The sequence below is a fragment of the Actinomadura kijaniata NBRC 14229 genome (assembly GCF_001552175.1).
GTDB classification, from domain to species: Bacteria; Actinomycetota; Actinomycetes; order Streptosporangiales; family Streptosporangiaceae; genus Spirillospora; species Spirillospora kijaniata.
On sequence record NZ_BCQR01000215.1, the window covers coordinates 1 to 17,841 of the forward strand.

Annotated in this window: 17 protein-coding genes, 2 pseudogenes and 1 riboswitch; of the genes and pseudogenes, 11 read left to right on the forward strand and 8 right to left on the reverse strand. The window is 73.5% G+C overall.

From position 1 onward, the window contains the following. The 4 genes and pseudogenes from AKI01S_RS52195 to AKI01S_RS43660 all read left to right on the forward strand — a co-directional run. A pseudogene (locus AKI01S_RS52195) lies at positions 1–615 on the forward strand (serine/threonine protein kinase); the annotation flags it as partial. A gap of 657 nt (positions 616–1,272) precedes the next feature. Further along, positions 1,273–2,337 carry a response regulator receiver protein gene (locus tag AKI01S_RS43650; RefSeq protein WP_245682034.1) on the forward strand — a complete coding sequence of 355 codons (1,065 nt, stop codon included), beginning with the start codon at positions 1,273–1,275 and terminating at the stop codon, positions 2,335–2,337. Between the two features lie 5 nt (positions 2,338–2,342). After that, positions 2,343–4,262 (forward strand): AAA family ATPase, encoded by a 1,920-nt coding sequence (locus tag AKI01S_RS43655; protein ID WP_067831920.1) that lies wholly within the window; start codon positions 2,343–2,345, stop codon positions 4,260–4,262. Further along, on the forward strand, positions 4,259–4,975 hold the full coding sequence (locus tag AKI01S_RS43660; protein WP_067831922.1) for a 4Fe-4S single cluster domain-containing protein: 717 nt from the start codon (positions 4,259–4,261) through the stop codon (positions 4,973–4,975). The genes AKI01S_RS43655 and AKI01S_RS43660 overlap by 4 nt, the downstream gene beginning before the upstream one ends. On the opposite strand, the gene AKI01S_RS51395 is transcribed toward AKI01S_RS43660, so the two are convergent. Then, on the reverse strand, positions 4,912–5,808 hold the full coding sequence (locus AKI01S_RS51395; RefSeq protein ID WP_157420572.1) for a hypothetical protein: 897 nt from the start codon (positions 5,806–5,808) through the stop codon (positions 4,912–4,914). The genes AKI01S_RS43660 and AKI01S_RS51395 overlap by 64 nt on opposite strands. On the opposite strand from AKI01S_RS51395, the gene AKI01S_RS43670 reads away from it, so the two are divergent. The 3 genes from AKI01S_RS43670 (at position 5,794) to AKI01S_RS43680 (ending at position 7,893) form a co-directional block, all read left to right on the forward strand. Further along, entirely contained in the window at positions 5,794–6,264 is a 471-nt protein-coding gene (locus AKI01S_RS43670; RefSeq protein WP_067831926.1) for an FHA domain-containing protein, read from the forward strand. The two genes, AKI01S_RS51395 and AKI01S_RS43670, sit on opposite strands and share 15 nt — an antisense overlap. Positions 6,265–6,415: 151 nt before the next feature. Then, entirely contained in the window at positions 6,416–7,159 is a 744-nt protein-coding gene (locus AKI01S_RS43675; protein ID WP_067831929.1) for a hypothetical protein, read from the forward strand. A gap of 26 nt (positions 7,160–7,185) precedes the next feature. Then, entirely contained in the window at positions 7,186–7,893 is a 708-nt protein-coding gene (locus tag AKI01S_RS43680; protein WP_067831931.1) for a hypothetical protein, read from the forward strand. Positions 7,894–7,982: 89 nt separating this feature from the next. On the opposite strand, the gene typA is transcribed toward AKI01S_RS43680, so the two are convergent. Continuing rightward, a complete protein-coding gene (gene typA / locus AKI01S_RS43685) occupies positions 7,983–9,839 on the reverse strand; it encodes a translational GTPase TypA (protein WP_067831933.1) in 1,857 nt (618 codons plus the stop codon). A 189-nt stretch (positions 9,840–10,028) separates the two neighbouring features. Continuing rightward, positions 10,029–10,177: riboswitch (cyclic di-AMP (ydaO/yuaA leader) on the forward strand. 7 nt (positions 10,178–10,184) lie between these two features. Between typA and AKI01S_RS43690 the strand changes: the two genes are divergently transcribed. Both AKI01S_RS43690 and AKI01S_RS43695 read left to right on the forward strand, forming a co-directional pair. After that, positions 10,185–11,204 carry a C40 family peptidase gene (locus tag AKI01S_RS43690; protein ID WP_067831934.1) on the forward strand — a complete coding sequence of 340 codons (1,020 nt, stop codon included), beginning with the start codon at positions 10,185–10,187 and terminating at the stop codon, positions 11,202–11,204. A gap of 188 nt (positions 11,205–11,392) precedes the next feature. Next, on the forward strand, positions 11,393–11,794 hold the full coding sequence (locus tag AKI01S_RS43695; RefSeq protein ID WP_067831936.1) for a hypothetical protein: 402 nt from the start codon (positions 11,393–11,395) through the stop codon (positions 11,792–11,794). 45 nt (positions 11,795–11,839) lie between these two features. Here the strand turns inward: AKI01S_RS43695 and AKI01S_RS43700 are convergent, their stop codons facing one another. Further along, the gene (locus AKI01S_RS43700) at positions 11,840–13,033 is read right to left on the reverse strand and encodes an MFS transporter (protein ID WP_067831938.1); all 1,194 of its coding nucleotides are present in this window, start codon (positions 13,031–13,033) and stop codon (positions 11,840–11,842) included. A gap of 92 nt (positions 13,034–13,125) precedes the next feature. Between AKI01S_RS43700 and AKI01S_RS43705 the strand changes: the two genes are divergently transcribed. Next, positions 13,126–14,034 (forward strand): LysR family transcriptional regulator, encoded by a 909-nt coding sequence (locus AKI01S_RS43705; RefSeq protein ID WP_067831940.1) that lies wholly within the window; start codon positions 13,126–13,128, stop codon positions 14,032–14,034. Between the two features lie 8 nt (positions 14,035–14,042). On the opposite strand, the gene AKI01S_RS43710 is transcribed toward AKI01S_RS43705, so the two are convergent. Next, the gene (locus tag AKI01S_RS43710; RefSeq protein WP_067831942.1) at positions 14,043–14,450 is read right to left on the reverse strand and encodes a (deoxy)nucleoside triphosphate pyrophosphohydrolase; all 408 of its coding nucleotides are present in this window, start codon (positions 14,448–14,450) and stop codon (positions 14,043–14,045) included. Between the two features lie 42 nt (positions 14,451–14,492). Next, complete coding sequence (locus AKI01S_RS43715) at positions 14,493–15,287, reverse strand: Mut7-C RNAse domain-containing protein (RefSeq protein ID WP_067831944.1); 795 nt, start codon at positions 15,285–15,287, stop codon at positions 14,493–14,495. Between the two features lie 65 nt (positions 15,288–15,352). Between AKI01S_RS43715 and AKI01S_RS43720 the strand changes: the two genes are divergently transcribed. Next, positions 15,353–15,745, forward strand: a complete 393-nt coding sequence (locus tag AKI01S_RS43720; RefSeq protein ID WP_067831945.1) for a YkvA family protein — start codon at positions 15,353–15,355, stop codon at positions 15,743–15,745. Positions 15,746–15,917: 172 nt separating this feature from the next. On the opposite strand, the gene AKI01S_RS43725 is transcribed toward AKI01S_RS43720, so the two are convergent. The 3 genes and pseudogenes from AKI01S_RS43725 to AKI01S_RS52200 all read right to left on the reverse strand — a co-directional run. Beyond that, entirely contained in the window at positions 15,918–16,985 is a 1,068-nt protein-coding gene (locus tag AKI01S_RS43725; protein ID WP_067831947.1) for a C40 family peptidase, read from the reverse strand. After that, positions 16,982–17,629 (reverse strand): hypothetical protein, encoded by a 648-nt coding sequence (locus AKI01S_RS43730; protein WP_067831948.1) that lies wholly within the window; start codon positions 17,627–17,629, stop codon positions 16,982–16,984. Before AKI01S_RS43730 ends, AKI01S_RS43725 begins: the two co-directional genes overlap by 4 nt. Further along, a pseudogene (locus AKI01S_RS52200) lies at positions 17,629–17,841 on the reverse strand (hypothetical protein); the annotation flags it as partial. The gene AKI01S_RS43730 and the pseudogene AKI01S_RS52200, both read right to left, overlap by 1 nt.

Consider the following 17,841-nt stretch of genomic DNA (forward strand, 5'->3'; position numbering starts at 1 on the left):
GCCCGGCGCTCGGAGGCCCTCCGCGCCCGCTGGGCCGAACGCGAGCGCGCCCGCCTCGCCGGACGCCGCGCCGCCGTCGTCCGCGCCGCCGCCTGGTCGCTGCCGATCCTGGCGTTCTGGCTGGCCGGAAGCTGGACGATCGACGCGCTGTTCAGCCCGAGCGGCGACGGCACCAGCAAGGTCGGCGGCTTCCAGCGCAGCGGGGGCGTGCCGTTCGCGACGCTGGCGGCGTTCTCGGCGCTGGCGTGGGCGGTGCAGTGCGGCGCCGAGGTGCTGGTGGCCCGCGCCCAGGGCCGCGACTACCTCCTCTACGGGCCGTGGTCGTGGCTGTCGCGGCTGCTGGGCATCACCGGCCAGAGCCTGTCCAAGGCGTCCCGCACGATGTCGGGCGCGGCCCGGCGGACGGGACGGCGCGGCTGCGGCGTGCTCCTGCTGCTGGGCGTCGTCCCGCTGCTGCTGGTCCTGCTCCTCATGTCGATGATCACCGCGGTGGCGAGCCTGCTGTGGCTGCTGCTCCTGGTCGCGGCCCCGGCCGCCCACGCGGCGGGCGCGGGCGTCCGCCTGCACCGCTGGCGCCGCGCCCACGAAGAGGCCGAGCGGAAGGCCCTGGCATGACCCACCGGCGTGGCACGGTCCCGGACGCCCGTGATCAGGGCGACGGTGAGCCCCCTCAGGCACGCCGAGGCGACGCCGGGCTCCATCTCGGTGGGCGTGCGGGCGATCCGCGACGCCGACTCGATGATCACCGCGGCGGGCACGTCGTCGCCGGGCCGGGCGATCCCCGCCAGGTACTTGGTGGCGCCCTCCAGCGAGGGCCGCTCGTCGCTCTTGAGCCTGCCGAGCAACGCGGGCGCTGCCCCGAGACGACGGCGAACGCCCCCCGGGCGCGCCGAAGCGGGCGGGCACCCGCGATCGAGCGGCGATCGCCCTCGGGCCCGCTGGAGAGCGGCACGCACGATGCGCGCCCGTACGGGTCCGTTCCCGGGTGTGCCCGGGGGCTCTCCAGCGGAGCGGTCTCAGGGCCGCGCAGGCATGCGATGCATACCCGCAGGGGCTGCGATCGGTGCGGATGTTCTCGGTCAAGGTGGTGGGGCTTCTGGGCTCCGCGCGGCCGGGCGGACGGCATGGGGCGTGGGCGTCGCGAGCGGGTGTTCGTAAGGCGGGTGGCGGAGGATCGTGCCTTCGGGTGCGGCGGAGAGCGGGGTGGGCAGGATGAGCAGCGGGGTTGAGGCCGATATCGCCCTGGATGCGGCTGTTGTCCTTAGCTTGGGGATGAACCGCGTGCTCGGCAGGGCCGGAGGGGTCGCCGGGAAGGGGGCCGAGGCCCTGGCCGCGCTCGCGGCGGGGCGGGCCGAGGCCCGGGCGGCGGCGCTGGCCGAGGCCGAGACCTACGAGCGCGCCCTGCGCGAGGTGCTGGAGCGCAACGCCCGTATCGCCGCGCTCGCCGACGCCCGCGACGAGATCGGCGCGCACGTGGAGCTGCCCGCGCCGCTCCGGCCCGCCGCGGAGCAGGCCCCCGAGGAGCTGACCGCCTGGTGCTCGGCCGCCGACCAGACCCTGGACGCGGCCGAACGGCGGCTCTCCGAGCAGGTCGCCGCCGAGGTCACCGGACAGATCTTCGCCGTTCCGGCGGAGGGGCTGCGGGCCGGGACCGGGCCGGTCCCCGCCGCGCCCGCGGCGGCGGAGGAGGCCCTGCACCGGGTGCTGGCCCGGCTGCTGCCCGACACGCCCGAGCGGGAGCGGCGTGCCGTCGCCGAGGCCGCCCGGCTGGTCGCCGGCGCCACCACCGAGGACGAGGCCGAGGCCGCGCTCACCGAGGTCCGGCTGCGCATCCAGGACGCCAACGGCCGCACCCGCGAGCTGCGCGAGGCCGAGCGCCGGCGGGCCGCCGAACGCGAGGCCGCCGAGCAGGCCGAGGCCGAACGGCGGTACGTGCTGGAGTCGATCACCACCGCGTTCGCGGATCTGGGATACGACGTGCAGGCGGGGTTCGAGACGCTCACCCCCGGCGACGACGGGACGCTCCTGCTCACCCGGGGCTCCTGGCCCGACCACAGCGTCAAGATGCGGGTCGACGACGCCCGGCAGGTCCGCGCCGCCATGGTCCGCAACGGCCGGGCCGAGAGCGAGGACGACCGCCGGGTGGACGTGGAGCGCGAACGCGAGTGGTGCGAGGCGTTCGAGTCCGCCCGGGAGCGGCTGGAGCGGGCGGGGATCCGTTCCCAGGTCACCTGGCGTCTGGACCCCGGCGTGCGTGAGCTGCCGGTCGCCGCCGAGGCACGGCAGACTAGGTCCCGGACCGGACGACGCGAACGCGGCCGGGAACGGGAACAGTAGGAGACATGACCGAATCACCGACGCTGGGCGGACGGCTTCCGGGGTGGCCTCCGTTCATCAGGGAACTCGACGCCACCCTCTCGGTGCACTCGCAGTACGTCCTGTCGGGCAACCTGTACGACAGCTTCCTCGCCCCGTCCATGGGCGGCGACGGGCCCGCGCGGCTGCTGCCGTTGCGCGACCTGCTGTGGGAGACGCTGCGGTCCAGCGGGTTCTCATTCCTGTTGATCTACGATCCGGTCGACGGCCTGCAGGTCCATCCCCCGGCGGGCGACGAGGACGGTGACGCGGCCGCCGAGGCCGCCGAACGGCTGCTCGGCAAGCTCAAGAGCGACGAGCGGCCCTCGCTGGAGGGCGCCACCAAGTACCTGGCGGGGATCGCCCGGCCCGGCGACGACGTGCGCGCCGCGGTGATCATCGAGTCGGCGTCGCGGATCGCCCGCACGCCCACCGAGATGGAGCCCGCCGAACGCGACTTCTTCCGCTTCTGCGCCAAGCTGTCGCGCACCGCCCGCCCGGTCCGGGTCGTCGGGCCCCGCCCCAAGCCGCTGTACAACCCGATCCTGTGGATGGTGGAGCGCCCCGGCGACCTGCCGCCCTGGCTCACCGCCGACAACGAGAACGTCCGCGAGATCACCATCCCGCGCCCGCACCTGGGCGACCGGCAGGAGACCGCGAGGCTGCTGGCGCGGGCGTTCGGGGTGGCCGACGCCGACGCCGACAAGGCCGCGGCGGCGGCGATCGACGCGTTCGCCGAGCAGGCCGACGGCCTCACCCTCCAGTCGATGATCGAGGTGACGCGCCTGGCGAAGGAGCGCAGCGTCACGCTGCACGACCTGCCCGACGCGGTCCGCACCTACAAGCTCGGCGTGCTGGACAACCCGTGGAGCCGGGGCCACCTGCGCCGCCGCGTGCTGGAGGGCGAGAAGAAGGTCCCCGAACGCGTCATCGGGCAGCCGCAGGCCGTCACCAAGACCCTGGACATCCTCAAGCGGGCCGTGCTGGGGCTGTCGGGCGCGCAGGCGACGCGGTCGGGCAGCCGCCCGCGCGGCGTGCTGTTCTTCGCGGGCCCGACCGGCACCGGCAAGACCGAGCTGGCCAAGTCGATCACCGAGCTGGTGTTCGGCGACGAGTCGGCCTACCTGCGGTTCGACATGAGCGAGTTCTCCGGCGAGGGCTCCGGGGACCGGCTGATCGGCGCGCCGCCCGGCTACATCGGCTACCAGGAGGGCGGCGAGCTCACCAACGCGGTGCGCGAGGACCCGTTCCGGGTAATCCTGTTCGACGAGATCGAGAAGGCGCACCCGCGGATCCTGGACAAGTTCCTCCAGATCCTGGAGGACGGGCGGCTCACCGACGGGCGCGGCAACACCGTCCACTTCAGCGAGTCCATCCTGATCTTCACGTCGAACCTCGGCATGTTCGTGCCCGGCCACCCCGACCTGGCGGTGCGCGGCGACGTCCTGGCCCCGGCCGTCCCCGGCCGGGTGCAGAACATCCACGCCGACATGGACTACGAGGAGATCGAGGTCCGGGTGAAGACGGCGATCGCCGACCACTTCACCGCCGTGCTGAACCGGCCGGAGCTGCTCAACCGGTTCGGCGACAACATCGTGGTGTTCGACTTCATCGGCCGCGAGGCCGCCGACAAGATCTTCGATCTCCAGTTCGCGAACATCTGCCGCCGGGTCGCCGAGGAGCACCGGCTGGTGCTGACGGTCAAGAGCGAGGCGCTGCAGACGCTGCGCGAGTGGTGCACCGCCGAGCTGGACAAGGGCGGGCGCGGGATCGGGATGGCGCTGGAGTCGGCGTTCGTGAACCCGCTGGCCCGCGCGCTGTTCGACCGCGAGCTGGTCCCCGAGGAGAAGATCACCGTCACCGGTGTCCGCCGCGAGGGGTCCATCGTCCATCTGGACCTGCGGTGACCGGTCTGCTGCTGGCCAAGGCCCACTACCCGGTGACCACGCTCGGGCCCGGGACGCGGGCGGGCGTCTGGACGCAGGGCTGCACGCTGCGCTGCCACGGCTGCCTGTCCCGCGACACCTGGGACGCCGACCCCGCCAAGGCCGTCCCGGTGGACGCGGTGCTGGGGTGGCTGGCGTCGCTGCCCGGGCCCGTGGACGGGGTGACGATCTCCGGTGGGGAGCCGTTCCAGCAGCCCGCGGCGCTGGCGGCTCTGGTGCGCGGGATCCGGGACTGGCGGGCGGGCCGGCCGGAGAACGCCGCTCCGTTGGACATTCTGGTCTACAGCGGATATGTCTACTCTCGGCTCTCGCGTTCGGCCGAGACACGCGAGATCCTGGACATGTGCGACGCCGTGATAGCGGGGCCGTACGTCGACCGGCTCAACCCGGAGGGGCGACACACCCGGAGTGGCTCTCTACTCTGGAAGGGGTCGGCCAACCAGCGGATCGTGCCCCTGAGCCCTCTGGGACGGGAACGGTACGGACCGGTCGAGACCGGTCGAGGAGCCGAGAACGAAGACGCAGGGCCCCGAATGCAGGTGTCCGTGGACGAGGGGCCGGAGGGAAGGCGGGTGTACTACATCGGAATCCCGCGAAGGGGTGACATGGATCACCTCGTGACGACACTCGAACGCGCCGGTGTGCGTGCGGGGGATGTGTCATGGCGACCTTGAGATGCCCTGTCTGTGACGAGCCGTTCCAGCCGGGCGACCTGCTCTGCCTGAGCTGCGGCGCCAACCTGGCCCGCGCCGGGGGCGGCGCGCGTCGTCCCGGCGGGTACGAGGACCAGCAGCCACCACGGATTCCCCCTCCGCATCCCCCCGGAGGGCCGCAGGGACAGCCCGGCGGCCAGCCCTACCAGCAGCACGGGCAACCCCAGCACGGGCAGCCCCAGCACGGCGGTCCGCAGCACGGACAGCAGCCGGGCGGCGACCCGTGGGGCCAGCAGCCCCCCGGCAACGACCCCTGGGGGCAGCCCCAGCAGGGCCAGCCGCAGCATGGGCAGCCCCAGCACGGCGGCCCGCAGCACGGACAGCCCCAGCACGGTGCTCCGCAGCACGGACAGCAGCAGGACCCGTGGGGCCAGCAGCACCAGCCTCCGGGCCAGCAGGACCCGTGGGGGCAGCCCCAGCACCAGCAGCCTCCCGGCCAGCAAGGCCAGCAGCCGCCGCTGGGCGGCCCGCAGCAGGGCAACGACCCCTGGGGCCAGCCCCAGCAGGGCGGTCCGCAGCAGGGCCAGCCGCAGCACGGGCAGCCCCAGCACGGCGGCCCGCAGCACGGGCAGCCGCCGGGCGGCGACCCTTGGGGCCAGCCGCAGCACGGTGGCGCGCAGCCGGGCAACGACCCCTGGGGGCAGCCCCAGCAGGGCGGTCCGCAGCACGCCCAGCCTCCGCTCGGGCAGCCCCAGCACGGGCAGCCTCCGCAGGGCCAGAACCCGTACGGCGGCGCCGACCACGGGTTCCCCCCGCCGCCCGGCGGGGCGCAGCCGCCGATGGGGCCGCCGCACGGCCGCGAGGCGACGCTGCTGCCGCCGGAGGCCCACGGCGGGCGGCCCGACAACACGGCGTTCATGTGCCCCTACTGCGAGGCGGTGCTGAGCAACCCGAACGCCGCGCAGTGCGACGCGTGCCTGCGCCCGCTGCCGCAGAAGGGCACGCCGGTGCTGCGGGTGACGTTCCCGACCGGTGAGCTGAAGATCTCGGTCGGCCAGCACCTGGTGCTGGGCCGGGACGCGGGCCAGTCGCCGGTGGCGTCGACGTTCACGCAGTACGACAACGTGTCGCGCCGCCACTCGACGTTGTGGCTCGACCCGTCGGGCACGGCGTGGGTCCGCGACGAGGGTTCCACCAACGGCACCTTCGTCAACGGCGAGCGCCTCCCCCGCGGTGTGGACGCGCCCCTCCGCGACGGCGACCAGCTCCGTCTGGCCGCCGACGTGACGGGAACCGTCCAGCTCAACTGACCGCCCCCGACCACCGCGAACGGCGGCCCGGACACTCCGGGCCGCCGTTGTCTTTTCGTGATCATTTCGGGGTGAACCCGCAGTTCAGGTGGCACGTCTACCGTTCGCCGCCCGGAGCGGGCGGCGTTCTTCCTCCCCCCGAAAGATCATCATGTACAGAGTTCTCGGCGCGGCCGTCGCGGCGGTCGCGCTCGCGCCCGGCATCGCCGTCGCCCCGGCCGCGCACGCCGCGCACACCGCGTACGCCGCGCCGGCACGGTCCGCGTTCACCGGCTTCAAGATCTCCACGACGGAGGTCGCCCGGGTCACCGTCTCGGGCCGGCTCACCGCGGCCGAGACCGCCACGGGCGGCAGGACGCTGCTGGTGGAGACCGCCGACGACCGGGGCCGCAACTGGCGTCCGATCAAGCTGGTCCGGGGCGAGCGCATGCCGGTCACCGGGACCGACGGCTCGTTCAAGGTCACCTACAAGACCGCGCGCTACCCGCACGGCTACTACCGGGTCCGGTTCGCCGGGGACACCGCCGTGGCCCCGGCGCTGAGCGCGACGGTCCGCGACCGCCGGGTGGACACGCGGGTGTCCGGCTGGAAGATCACGCCCCGCAAGATCCGCAAGGGCTCCCACGTCACCGTCACCGGCGTCCTCCGGGAGAAGCCGGGCACGTCCTGGAAGCCGCTCCGGAGCCGCACGGTCTGGATCGAGGGCCGGGCCAGGGGCACAAAGACCTGGTACTGGTACGCCAAGCCCAGGACCGACGCCAAGGGCCGCTTCAAGGCCCGCTTCCGGGTGTCCAAGGACACCTACTTCGTCTACACCTTCTACGGGGACAAGACGCACTACGTGACCTTCCCGGAGGACGACGGGTACAAGATCCCCCTCGTCGACGTCCGCTGATCCCCTCCCACCACGGAAGAGACCACATGCACAAGCTCATCGGCGCGGCCGTCGCGACGGTCGCGTTCGTCGGCGTGGCGCCCGCCGCGCACGCCGCGCCGGCTCCGGCCGGCACGAAGATCACCTTCTCCGTCAGCACCAAGGCGACCGGCGAGGTCTCCCTCAAGGGCGCGCTGAGCGCCACCGGGGCCACGGTGCCCGCCGGCAGGAAGCTGGTCGTCGAGACCCGCAGGGCCGGGACCGCGAAGTGGTACGCGTTCCCCGCGTCGTTCGGCAAGGCCCCGGCGACCGCGGCGGGCGGCGCGTTCACCGCCTCCTACACGTCGGTCATGTTCCCCCACGGGTACTACCGGGTCCGGTTCGCGGGCGACGCCGAGCTGGCCGCCGCGCGCAGCGCGACCGTCCGGGACAAGCGGATCAACTCGCTGGTCTTCGGCTGGAAGGTCTCCCCGCGCAAGATCCGCAAGGGCTCGTACGTCACGTTCAGCGGGGTGCTCAAGCACGACCCCGTCCGCGCCTACGTGCCCTACCAGGGCCGCAAGATCATGATCATCGGCCGGGCCAGGGGCACGAAGACGTGGTACTGGTACGCCCAGCCCAGGACCGACGCCAAGGGCCGGTTCACGGCGCGGCTGCGCGTCACCAGGGACTTCTACTTCGCCTACCACTACAAGGGTGACGCGACCCACTACATGGACGCCCCGCCGAAGAACGTCTTCGTCGACGTGCGCTGACGCGCGGAAACGGCCCCGGAGCCCGAGCGGGTGAACGCCGACGGCCCCGCCGTTCCCCCGAGGGGGCGGCGGGGCCGTCGGCGTTCGCGTCAGTTGGCGGCGCGCTTGGCGCGGGCGCGGGTGCGCTCGCGCTCCTTGGCGTCCAGGACGATCTTGCGGATGCGGACCGCGGCCGGGGTGACCTCCACGCACTCGTCGTCGCGGATGAACTCCAGCGACTCCTCCAGGGTGAGGTTCCTCGGCGGGGTCAGGGTCTCGGTCGCCTCGGCCGTGGAGGAGCGGACGTTGGTCTTCTGCTTCTCCTTGGTGATGTTCACGTCCATGTCGTCGGACCGGGAGTTCTCGCCGACGATCATGCCTTCGTAGACCTCGGTGCCCGGGCCGACGAAGAACGTGCCGCGCTCCTGCAGGTTGATGATGGCGTAGGCGCTGGCCTGGCCCGTGCGGTCGGCGACCAGGGAGCCCGACGGGCGGGTGCGCAGCTCGCCGAACCACGGCTCGTAGCGCTCGAACACGTGGTGGGCCATGCCGGTGCCGCGGGTCTCGGTCATGAACTCGGTGCGGAAGCCGATCAGGCCGCGCGCCGGGACCAGGAACTCCATGCGGATCCAGCCGGTGCCGTGGTTGGTCATCTGCTCCATCCGGCCCTTGCGGACCGCCATGAGCTGGGTGACCGCGCCGAGGTACTCCTCGGGGATGTCGACGGTGAGGCGCTCGACGGGCTCGTGCTTCTTGCCGTCGATCTCCCGGGTGACCACCTGCGGCTTGCCGACGGTCAGCTCGTAGCCCTCGCGGCGCATGTTCTCGACCAGGATCGCCAGCGCGAGCTCGCCGCGGCCCTGGACCTCCCAGGCGTCGGGGCGCTCGGTCGGCAGGACGCGGATGGAGACGTTGCCGACCAGCTCGCGCTCCAGGCGGTCCTTGACCATGCGGGCGGTGACCTTGGTGCCCTTCTCGCGGCCGGCCAGCGGCGAGGTGTTGGTGCCGATGGTCATCGAGATGGCGGGCTCGTCCACCGTGATCAGCGGCAGCGGGCGCGGGTCCTCGGGGTCGGCGATGGTGTCGCCGATCATGATCTCCGGGATGCCGGCGATGGCGATGATGTCGCCCGGGCCCGCGGACTCGGCGGGCTTGCGGGTGAGCGCCTCGGTCATCAGCAGCTCGGTGATCTTGACGCGCTCGATCGTGCCGTCGTGGCGGCACCAGGCGACCTGCTGGCCCTTCTTGATGTTCCCGGCGTGCACGCGGCACAGCGCGATACGACCGAGGAAGTTGGAGGCGTCCAGGTTCGTGACGTGCGCCTGGAGCGGGGCCGACGGGTCGTAGGACGGCGCCGGGATCGTCTCGGTGATCACCTGGAACAGCGGCTCCAGGTCCTCGGAGTCGGGCAGCTCGCCGTCGCCGGGCTTGTTCAGCGAGGCGCGGCCCGCGCGGCCGGAGGCGTAGACGATCGGGAAGTCGATCTGGTCCTCGGCGGCGTCGAGGTCCATGAACAGCTCGTAGGTCTCGTCCACGACCTCGTCGATGCGCGCGTCCGGGCGGTCGGTCTTGTTGATGACCAGGATCACCGGGAGCTTGGCGGCCAGCGCCTTGCGCAGCACGAACCGGGTCTGCGGCAGCGGACCCTCGGAGGCGTCCACGAGCAGCACGACGCCGTCCACCATGGACAGGCCGCGCTCGACCTCGCCGCCGAAGTCCGCGTGGCCCGGGGTGTCGATGATGTTGATCGTCATCCCGTTGTGCCGGACCGCGGTGTTCTTCGCGAGGATGGTGATGCCCTTCTCGCGCTCCAGGTCGTTGGAGTCCATGACGCGGTCGTCCACGTCCTGGTTCTCGCGGAAGGCCCCGGACTGCCAGAGCATGGCGTCGACGAGCGTCGTCTTGCCGTGGTCGACGTGGGCGACGATCGCGACGTTACGGAGGTCGTCACGGGTGGAGAAGGGCATGCGGTTTCGCCTTGCGTGAGTTTTCGGGGATCGCCGCAGACCCGCGGCCTACACCATTCTACTTGGCGGTGCGAACGGCCCCGGACCCTCACGGATCACACAGGTGTCATAAGCGGGCATTTGGCCCTTCTTGACCATCCTTTGTAGTCTCCTGCGCGTCCGGACGTGCCGAGCCCCGCCCCCGGGGCTGCGCCCGGGCCGCCGAATCCCCTGATGGGAAGCCGGGGACCCCGCATCGCGTTCCCTGGGGTGAATCGGCGCACATTCCCCGTGCGCCGTAGGGCTCCTCCTGGCCCGAACCCGTCAGCTAACCCGGTAGGCGACGGAGGAGAGGAGAACACCGGCTTGGCTCCGGATCCCCAGCGACGCCGCTTCGTCCTGCCCGCCGCCACCCTGCTGGTCGGCCTCGGCATGACCGCCCCCACCGCGCTGACCAGCGCGTTGACCGGAACGGCACACGCCGCTCCCGCGCGGCCGCAGACCGTTCCACAGGAGCCCAAGCCCTCCGAGGCGGAGCTCAAGAAGCGGCTCAGGGAGCTGAACGACGAGGCCGAGAAGCTCACCGAGCAGTTCAACAAGGCGCGCGTCGACCTCGGCCGCGCCAGGGAGGCCGAGAAGCAGGCCCGGCTGAACGCCGAGCGCCTGGAGCAGCAGGCCGCGCCCGCCCGCGAGGAGCTGGGCCGCCTGGCCGCCGCCAACTACATCGGCGGCAGCCCCGACACGGTGTTCGCCGTGACCGGCGGCACCGAGGGGCTGTCCACCTCGGCCTACCTGATCCAGAACCGGGCGTCGGTGATCCAGGGCCTCCAGGCGCGGATCAGCCAGGCCGACCGGGCCCGCACCGACGCGCAGAACCGGGCCCGCCAGGTGCAGCAGGCCTACGACCGGGCCAAGCAGGCCCGCGACGCCGCCAAGACGAAGGTCGACGAGGTCGTCAAGCAGCTCGACAAGCTGTCGATCACCCGGATCACCGATCCCAAGACCGGCCTGAAGGCGACGGTGAAGGGCACGGACCTGCCCGCCAGGATGGCCCGCAAGGCGCTGACGAAGATCGGCAGCTCGTACGTGTGGGCGGCGGCGGGGCCGAACACGTTCGACTGCTCGGGCCTGGTGGTGTGGGCGTACGCGCAGGTCGGCAAGAAGGGCCTGCCGCACTACACCGGCGACCTCTACCAGCTCGGCCACAAGGTGGACCGGGGTCGGCTCCGCTCGGGCGACCTGGTGTACTTCGGCTCCAGCCTGCACCACATGGGGATCTACCTCAGCGACGGCAAGTACCTGCACGCCCCGCAGACCGGCGATGTGGTGAAGATCTCAAAACTGTCGGACCGCTCCGACTACGCGGGCGCCAACCGCATCCCCTGACGCCGCCCCTTCCCGACGTCCCGCCGCGGTCCCGCGCGGCGGGACGGCCGCATGCCCGGAATCTCCCGTTGGCCTGGTTTGGTCAATTCCCGTCCGTCACCGCCGAACCTCAGTACCCTCCGGCCCCAGACCACGAACGTCGCCCCGCCGCTCCCCGGCGTTCGCCCCCCACGACCGAAGGAGTCCCGGTGAGGACGCACAAGCCCGCGCTGCTCGCGGCCACCCTGGCGGCCGCCCTGCTGCCCGTGACCGCGCTGACCGCCCCGGCCGAGGCCGCCTGGCGTCCCGCGCCGCGCGCCGCCGCCCAGCAGCCCTCCCAGGAGGAGCTGATCAAGCTGGTGCTGGCCTGCTTCCCGGCGAACATCCAGGCCGACGTCGCGCTGATCCTGGCGGGCGACTACGTCAACGGCGCGACCCGGCTGCTCACCGACGTGAGCAAGCTCACCCCCGAGCAGCTCAAGGAGATCGCCACCAAGCTGCTGGGCATCCTCGACCAGCTCCCCAAGCCGCAGCAGGCCAAGCTGCGCGCGCAACTGAAGAAGGGCCTCACCAGGAACGAGGCCCTGCAGATCGTCCTGGCGTCCCGCTGACGCGGGGAGCGCCGTTGCCGGGCGTCCGGCAACGGCGCGCGGCCGTCAACGGCAGGACGTGAGCGGAGCGCCGGACGCGACACGGGCGTCGCCCGACGCCCGGCCGGTGCGGGCGGTGAGGAGCTGGAGCAGCAGCCCCAGCGCGGCCACGGCGGCGGCCGCCAGGGGAAGGACGCCCGCCGCGAGCCCCGCCGACAGGGCCGCCCCGCCCAGCGCCGCCCCGGCGGCACCGCCCAGGTACAGGGCCGAGTTGTTCATCGCCACGGCCACCCCGCCGTGGCGGTCGCCGCCCAGGTCCAGCAGGCGCTGCTGCTGCGGCACCTGCGTCGCCCAGCCGACCGCGCCCCAAAGCACGAGCGGCAGCGCCGCCAGCGGGGCCGCCAGGTGGGCCAGCGGCGCCAGGAGCGCCTGCGACACGGCCAGCGCCGTCAGGATCACCGCCAGGATCGCCCGGGGACGGCCGACGCGGTCCGCCAGCGGTCCCACCGCCAGGCTTCCCGCCACGCCGCCGGCCCCCCACGCCCACAGGTACGGGGTCACGTCGCGGACGCCGCCCGCCGCCTCCAGGACCGGCGCCAGGTAGGTGTACAGGCCGAGGCTCGCCACCGCCGCCAGGAACGACACCCCCACCACCGGCGCGATCCGCCGGTCCACCAGCACCGCCAGGCGCTCGCGGGCCGTGGCGACCGCGCCGGAGGGGACCTCCGGCAGCCCCGCCAGCAGGCCCAGCAGGGACGCCGCGCCCAGCGCCGTGATCGTCCACATCGTCGCGCGCCAGCCCGCCCGGTCCGCCAGCAGCACGCCCAGCGGAACGCCCAGCACCGTCCCCGCGCTCATCCCGCCCATGACCAGGGCGAGGGCGCGGCCCCGGCGCTCGGGCGGCACCAGCGCCGCCGCGCCCGTGCTGGCCAGCGCCGAGAACAGGCCCGCGCCCGCGCCCGCCACCACCCGCGACAGCAGCAGCGCCACCAGCCCTCCGGCCACCGCCGTCAACGCGTTGCCCAGCGTGAACACCGCCAGCGCCGCCAGCAGCACCGTCCGGGTCCGCGCCGCCCCCAGCACCGTCGCGAACAGCGGCGCGGACACCGCGTAGGCCAGGGTGAACGCCGTCACCATCTGCCCCGCCGCCGACACCGACACCCCCGTGTCGGCGGCGATCGGCCCCAGCAGCCCGGCCATCACGTAGGCGTCCAGGCCCAGCACGAACGTGCCCGACGCCAGCACCAGCACCTTCCGCATGCCCACCTCCTCATCGAGATCAGGCCGGGAGCGTAGGCGGCGGACAGACCCGAAGAGAAATGTCCCGGGAAGGGCATTTATGCTCGGGAGACATGGATCTCGACGTGCTCCCCGACGGCGTCGAACTGCGCCATCTGCGGGCGTTCCTGGCGGTCGCGGAGGAGGGCGGGTTCAGCCACGCGGCGGCGCGGCTGCGGACCGGGCAGCCGACGCTGACCCGGTCGGTCCGGGCGCTGGAGGAGGCCCTGGGCGCGCGGCTGTTCGACCGCACCACGCGGAGGGTCGAGCTCACCGGCGCGGGACGGCGGCTGCGCGACGACCTGGCCGCGCTGCTGCCCCGCCTCGGCGAGGCCCTGCGCGCGCCGTGCCGGGGAACGGTGCTGCGGCTCGGGTTCACCTGGACGCTGCCCGACGGGTGGGCCGAGATCGTCACCGCGTTCCGGGACGGGACCGGCGCGGGGGTCCGCCTGGTCCGCCGGGACGCGCCGCTGGCCGGGCTCGACACCGGCGACTGCGACGTGGCCGTGCTGCGCGGCGAGCACGCCGTCCGCGCGCCTGGCCTGGACGCCCGCGTCCTGCGCGCCGAGGAGCGCGTCGCCGCCGTCCCCCGCCGCGCCCTCCCGGGGAGCGATCTGGCCCGCCGCCGCGTCCTGGACTGGGCCGAGCTCGCCGACCACCCGCTGGTCGTCAACACCCTCACCGGCTCCACCGGCCCCGGGCTGTGGCCCGCCGAACGCCGCCCGCGCGTGCGCTGCACCGCCGACAACATGGACGAGTGGGTCGAGGCCATCGCGGCCGGGCACGGCGTCGGCGTCGCGACGGAGGCGGTGCGCCGCCACTCGCACCCGGACGTGCGGTACGTGCGGTTGAAGAACGCGCCGCCGGTCCCGCTCGTGGTCGCCGTCCCGCGCGCGCAGCCGCATCCGCTGGCCGTGAGGTTCGTGGAGCACCTGGCCGGGTGGCCGTGCCCCGGGGAGGCGGCGGCCGCTCAGCTCAGCTAGGAGGCCGCTCAGCTCAGGTAGGACGCGATCGCCTCGACCACCGGCAGGTCCCCGGGCAGCCACTCCACGTCGTACAGCTCGTCCGCGCCCAGCCACCGCAGCGCGATGTGCTCCAGCGCCTTCGGCTCGCCCTCCACCAGGCGCGCCGTCCACACGCGCAGCACGCCGCTGAGCGCCAGCGGCCAGTCCCCGCCGACCCGGTCGCCCAGCTCGATCTTCACGCCCAGTTCCTCGACGCACTCGCGGACCAGCGCGTCCTCGTCGCGCTCACCCGGATCGACCTTGCCGCCGGGGAACTCCCAGCCCCCGGCCAGCTCCGGCGGCTCGGCCCGCTGGGCGGCCAGCAGCCGCCCGTCCGAAATGATCGCAGCCCCTACAACGATGGTGATCGCAACCAGCCCCTCTCTCCCCGCCATGATGCCGGGCGGGGCGTCCGGCGCGCACCGGGTGGTCGCGGTCTACGGCGTTCCGGGCGCGCCCGTGGAGGTTGGGACGCCGCCCGCGGCCGAGCCGTTCCGCGCGGCGGCCACGGTCCGCAGCGCCTCCTGGACGATCTCCTCCAGGCGGTCGCCGTGCGCGCCGCGCCAGTACACCTGGCCGCAGTCGGCGCACCTGCCGTAGACGTCGTAGTTGTCGCGGGTGCCGTGCTCCAGCTCGGCCGCGACGGCGGTCTTGTCCACGCTCGCCAGCAGCCCGTTGCAGGCGGTGCAGCGCGTCCACGGCGACAGCTCCGGCGCGAACCGCTCCAGCAGGTCCCGCAGCTGGTCGTCGGGGCGGGAGCTACGCACGTGCGCGCCCAGCCACAGCGCCCGCCGCCGCAGCAGCCCCCGGTCCTGGGTGAGCAGGACCCGGCGTTCGGCGTTGGCCTGCACGACCAGCGACGGGTCGTCCATGTCGTTGTGGTAGGCGGTGTCCAGGCCGAGCAGCCGCATCCGCCGCGCGAGCGTGCCCAGGTGGACGTCCAGCAGGAACCGCGGCGCGGTCTGGCCCGGCTCCAGCGGAACGGGCTGCGGCCGCGGCATCGGCTCCACCCGGACCCGTTCCCCGGCGGCGGGCTGGTGCGACGGCTCGACGGGCGCGCCGTCCACCGTCACGGGCCCGACCTCCGGCAGCGGGATGCCGAGCGACTCGATGACGTGTCCCAGCGTCGAGGTCCCGTCCCACGCGACCCGCTGCTCCGGGCGCCGCCGCGAGGCGGGCAGGAACAGCAGCAGTGCGGGGGCGATTTCGAGGTGAAGGTCCGAGTCGTCCACGCCGCCAGCATGCCATGCCCGGTCCGGCGATCTCCGCCCATTTACGGCCGTGCGACCCTGGAGGAGTGCGCGACTGGCTGGTCTGGATCGGCACGGCGGCGGCCGTGGTGGTGGCGTCGTGGGGCGTCCTGGTGCTGCTGGCGCGACGGCTCCCGCCGGGGCTGGCGCGCGATCTGGCGGCGTTCCTGCCCGACTGCGCGACGGCCGTGCGGCGGCTCCGCAAGGACCCGCGGGTGCCCCGCCGCGCCAAGGTGGCGGTGGTCCTCGCGGGGCTGTGGGTGGCGTCGCCGATCGACCTGATCCCCGAGTTCCTGCCGGTCATCGGGCCGCTGGACGACGTGGTCGTGGTCGCGCTGGCGCTGCGCTACGCCGCCCGGCAGGTGCCGCGCGAGGTGCTGCTGGCGGCCTGGCCGGGCGAGACGCGCCTCATCGAACGGCTGCTGGGTCCGCCACGCTGACCGGAGACCGCAGCGAAGCGAGGATCTCCGGTCAGCGGCCCTTGCCGGGGGTCCGGGGGATCGCCCCCCCAGAAGCAACACGACCAGAGACCGCAGCAAAGCCAGGACCTCCGGCCAGCAGCCCTTGCCGGGGGTCCGGGAGGTCTGGGGTCGCCCCAGGAGCGACCGGCCGTCAACCCGCGGGCTGCTGGGCCGTCAGTTGCTCCAGGCGCTTCTTCAGGGCCGGGTTGGCCAGCGGCCGGGTCACGCCGATCCAGTCGGACCGCTTGTAGGGGGTCACGGTGATCGCCGGACGGCACCGGCTGCACCGCGCGACGATCATCTTGTTGTCGGCGATGACCATGCCGACATGGCCGGGGCTGTCGGCCCGCGTTCCCGGACCGGAGTTGAAGAACACCAGGTCACCGGCCTGCTCCTGGCCCTTGCGGATCTTCTTGCCGAACGGCCACTGCTCGAACGTCGTGCGCGGGATGCCCAGCCCCACCGTCCGGTAGGCCGCCTGGATCAGGCTGGAGCAGTCCCAGGCGTCGGGCCCGTTGGCGCCGAACACGTACGGCTTGCCGCGCTGCGCCATCGCGAACGAGATGATCCGCTGCACGACGCCGCCGACGTTGGAGGGCAGCTCGTCGTCGGAGCACTCGACGCCGTTGGACTGCACGACGTTGAACTCCCCGGCGGCGTACCGCTTGGCCCACGACAGCACCAGGTTCACGTAGTCCCACGAGTGGTTGTACATGAACAGCGCGGTCCGCATCCGCTGCGGGGCGCCGTTGTGCTTGAGGTAGCGGGCGGCCGAGGGGATCGCGTCCTCGGGGTCGTAGCGGTCCTTCTTCTTGTCGTTGTTGCCGTCCACGGCGAACGCCCTGAACGTCGCCTCCAGGAACTGCATCGGCCCGCCCGCGCCCGCGTAGTTCTCGCCGCTGGACACGCCGGGCAGCTTGGAGGTGCCGTGGCTGGTCTCGACCTTCCCGATCCCGGCCAGCACGTTCCACGGGATGCCGTAGTCCTCGCCCGCCTTCTTGTACAGCGCCAGGTAGTTGGCGGGGATCGACCGCGCGTCGGCGGCCTCGCCGGGCTGCGCGCCCGCCTTGGAGGTGTCCACGCAGCCGCCGCTGCCCGCCCCTCCCCCGCCGAACATGAACTGGCTGGCCCCGAACAGCACCGGCACGACCAGCAGCGCCACGAACAGCGCGGCGGCCCCGCCCAGGGCGATGACCGCCAGAAGGTGACGGCGGTTCATCCCGTGTCGCCCTCCTGTCCCGCGTCGGCCGGTTCGAACGCGTACACCCGCAGCGCCCCGCCGTTGCGGGCGACCGTGACGGCGTACTGCTCGCTCTCGTCGCTCTGCCCGCCGCCCTTGGTGACGCGGGTCTTGCCGGTCACCAGGAAGACGATCGAGTTGTTCTCGATGGTGCGGACCCGGTCCAGGGTCGCCGACCCCACCGAGACGAGCTGCTGCCGGCGGCGTTCGTCCTGCACGCCGGGGGCGGCCTCGCCGCGTTCCAGCTCGGTGCGCATCTCGTCGGTGACCAGCGGCGCGAGCCGCCCGACGTAGACCTTGGGATCCTCGTCGAAGCGGCGCGTGCCGTAGGCGGCGACGAACCGCTGCGCCACGTCGGCGGCGGTGCCGAACTCCCGCTGCGTGAACGGCAGCAGCCGGTAGATGTCGAACGCCTCGGGGCTGACCGTGCTGGCGATCCCCGGCGGCGGCGACACCGGCCCGGTGGGGCCGGTCGCGGCGCCGGGCGCGGACGCCGTGGGGCTCGGCGACGGGCGGTCGGCCTCACCGGAGGGCGCGGCGACGGTCAGGTAGACGCCGAGGCCGGTCAGCGCCACCACCAGCCCGCCGAACAGGAGTTTGCGCTGGCGATCGGTCGGGTTCATTACTCGCCGCGCTCTCGCTCACCTGAGGTCTCGTCCGCGGGCCGCAGCCAGAACGGGATCGGCGGGCCCTCGTCGTTGCCCCGCCTGCCCCACAGCGGCGGGGGCGCGGGGCGGGACGACGGCGCGGGGGCGGCCCCGCCACGGGGCCGGGGCACGCCGCTCGGGTCCTTGGGCCTGGGCTCGGCGGGCTTGGCGGGCGTCGGCCTGGGCGC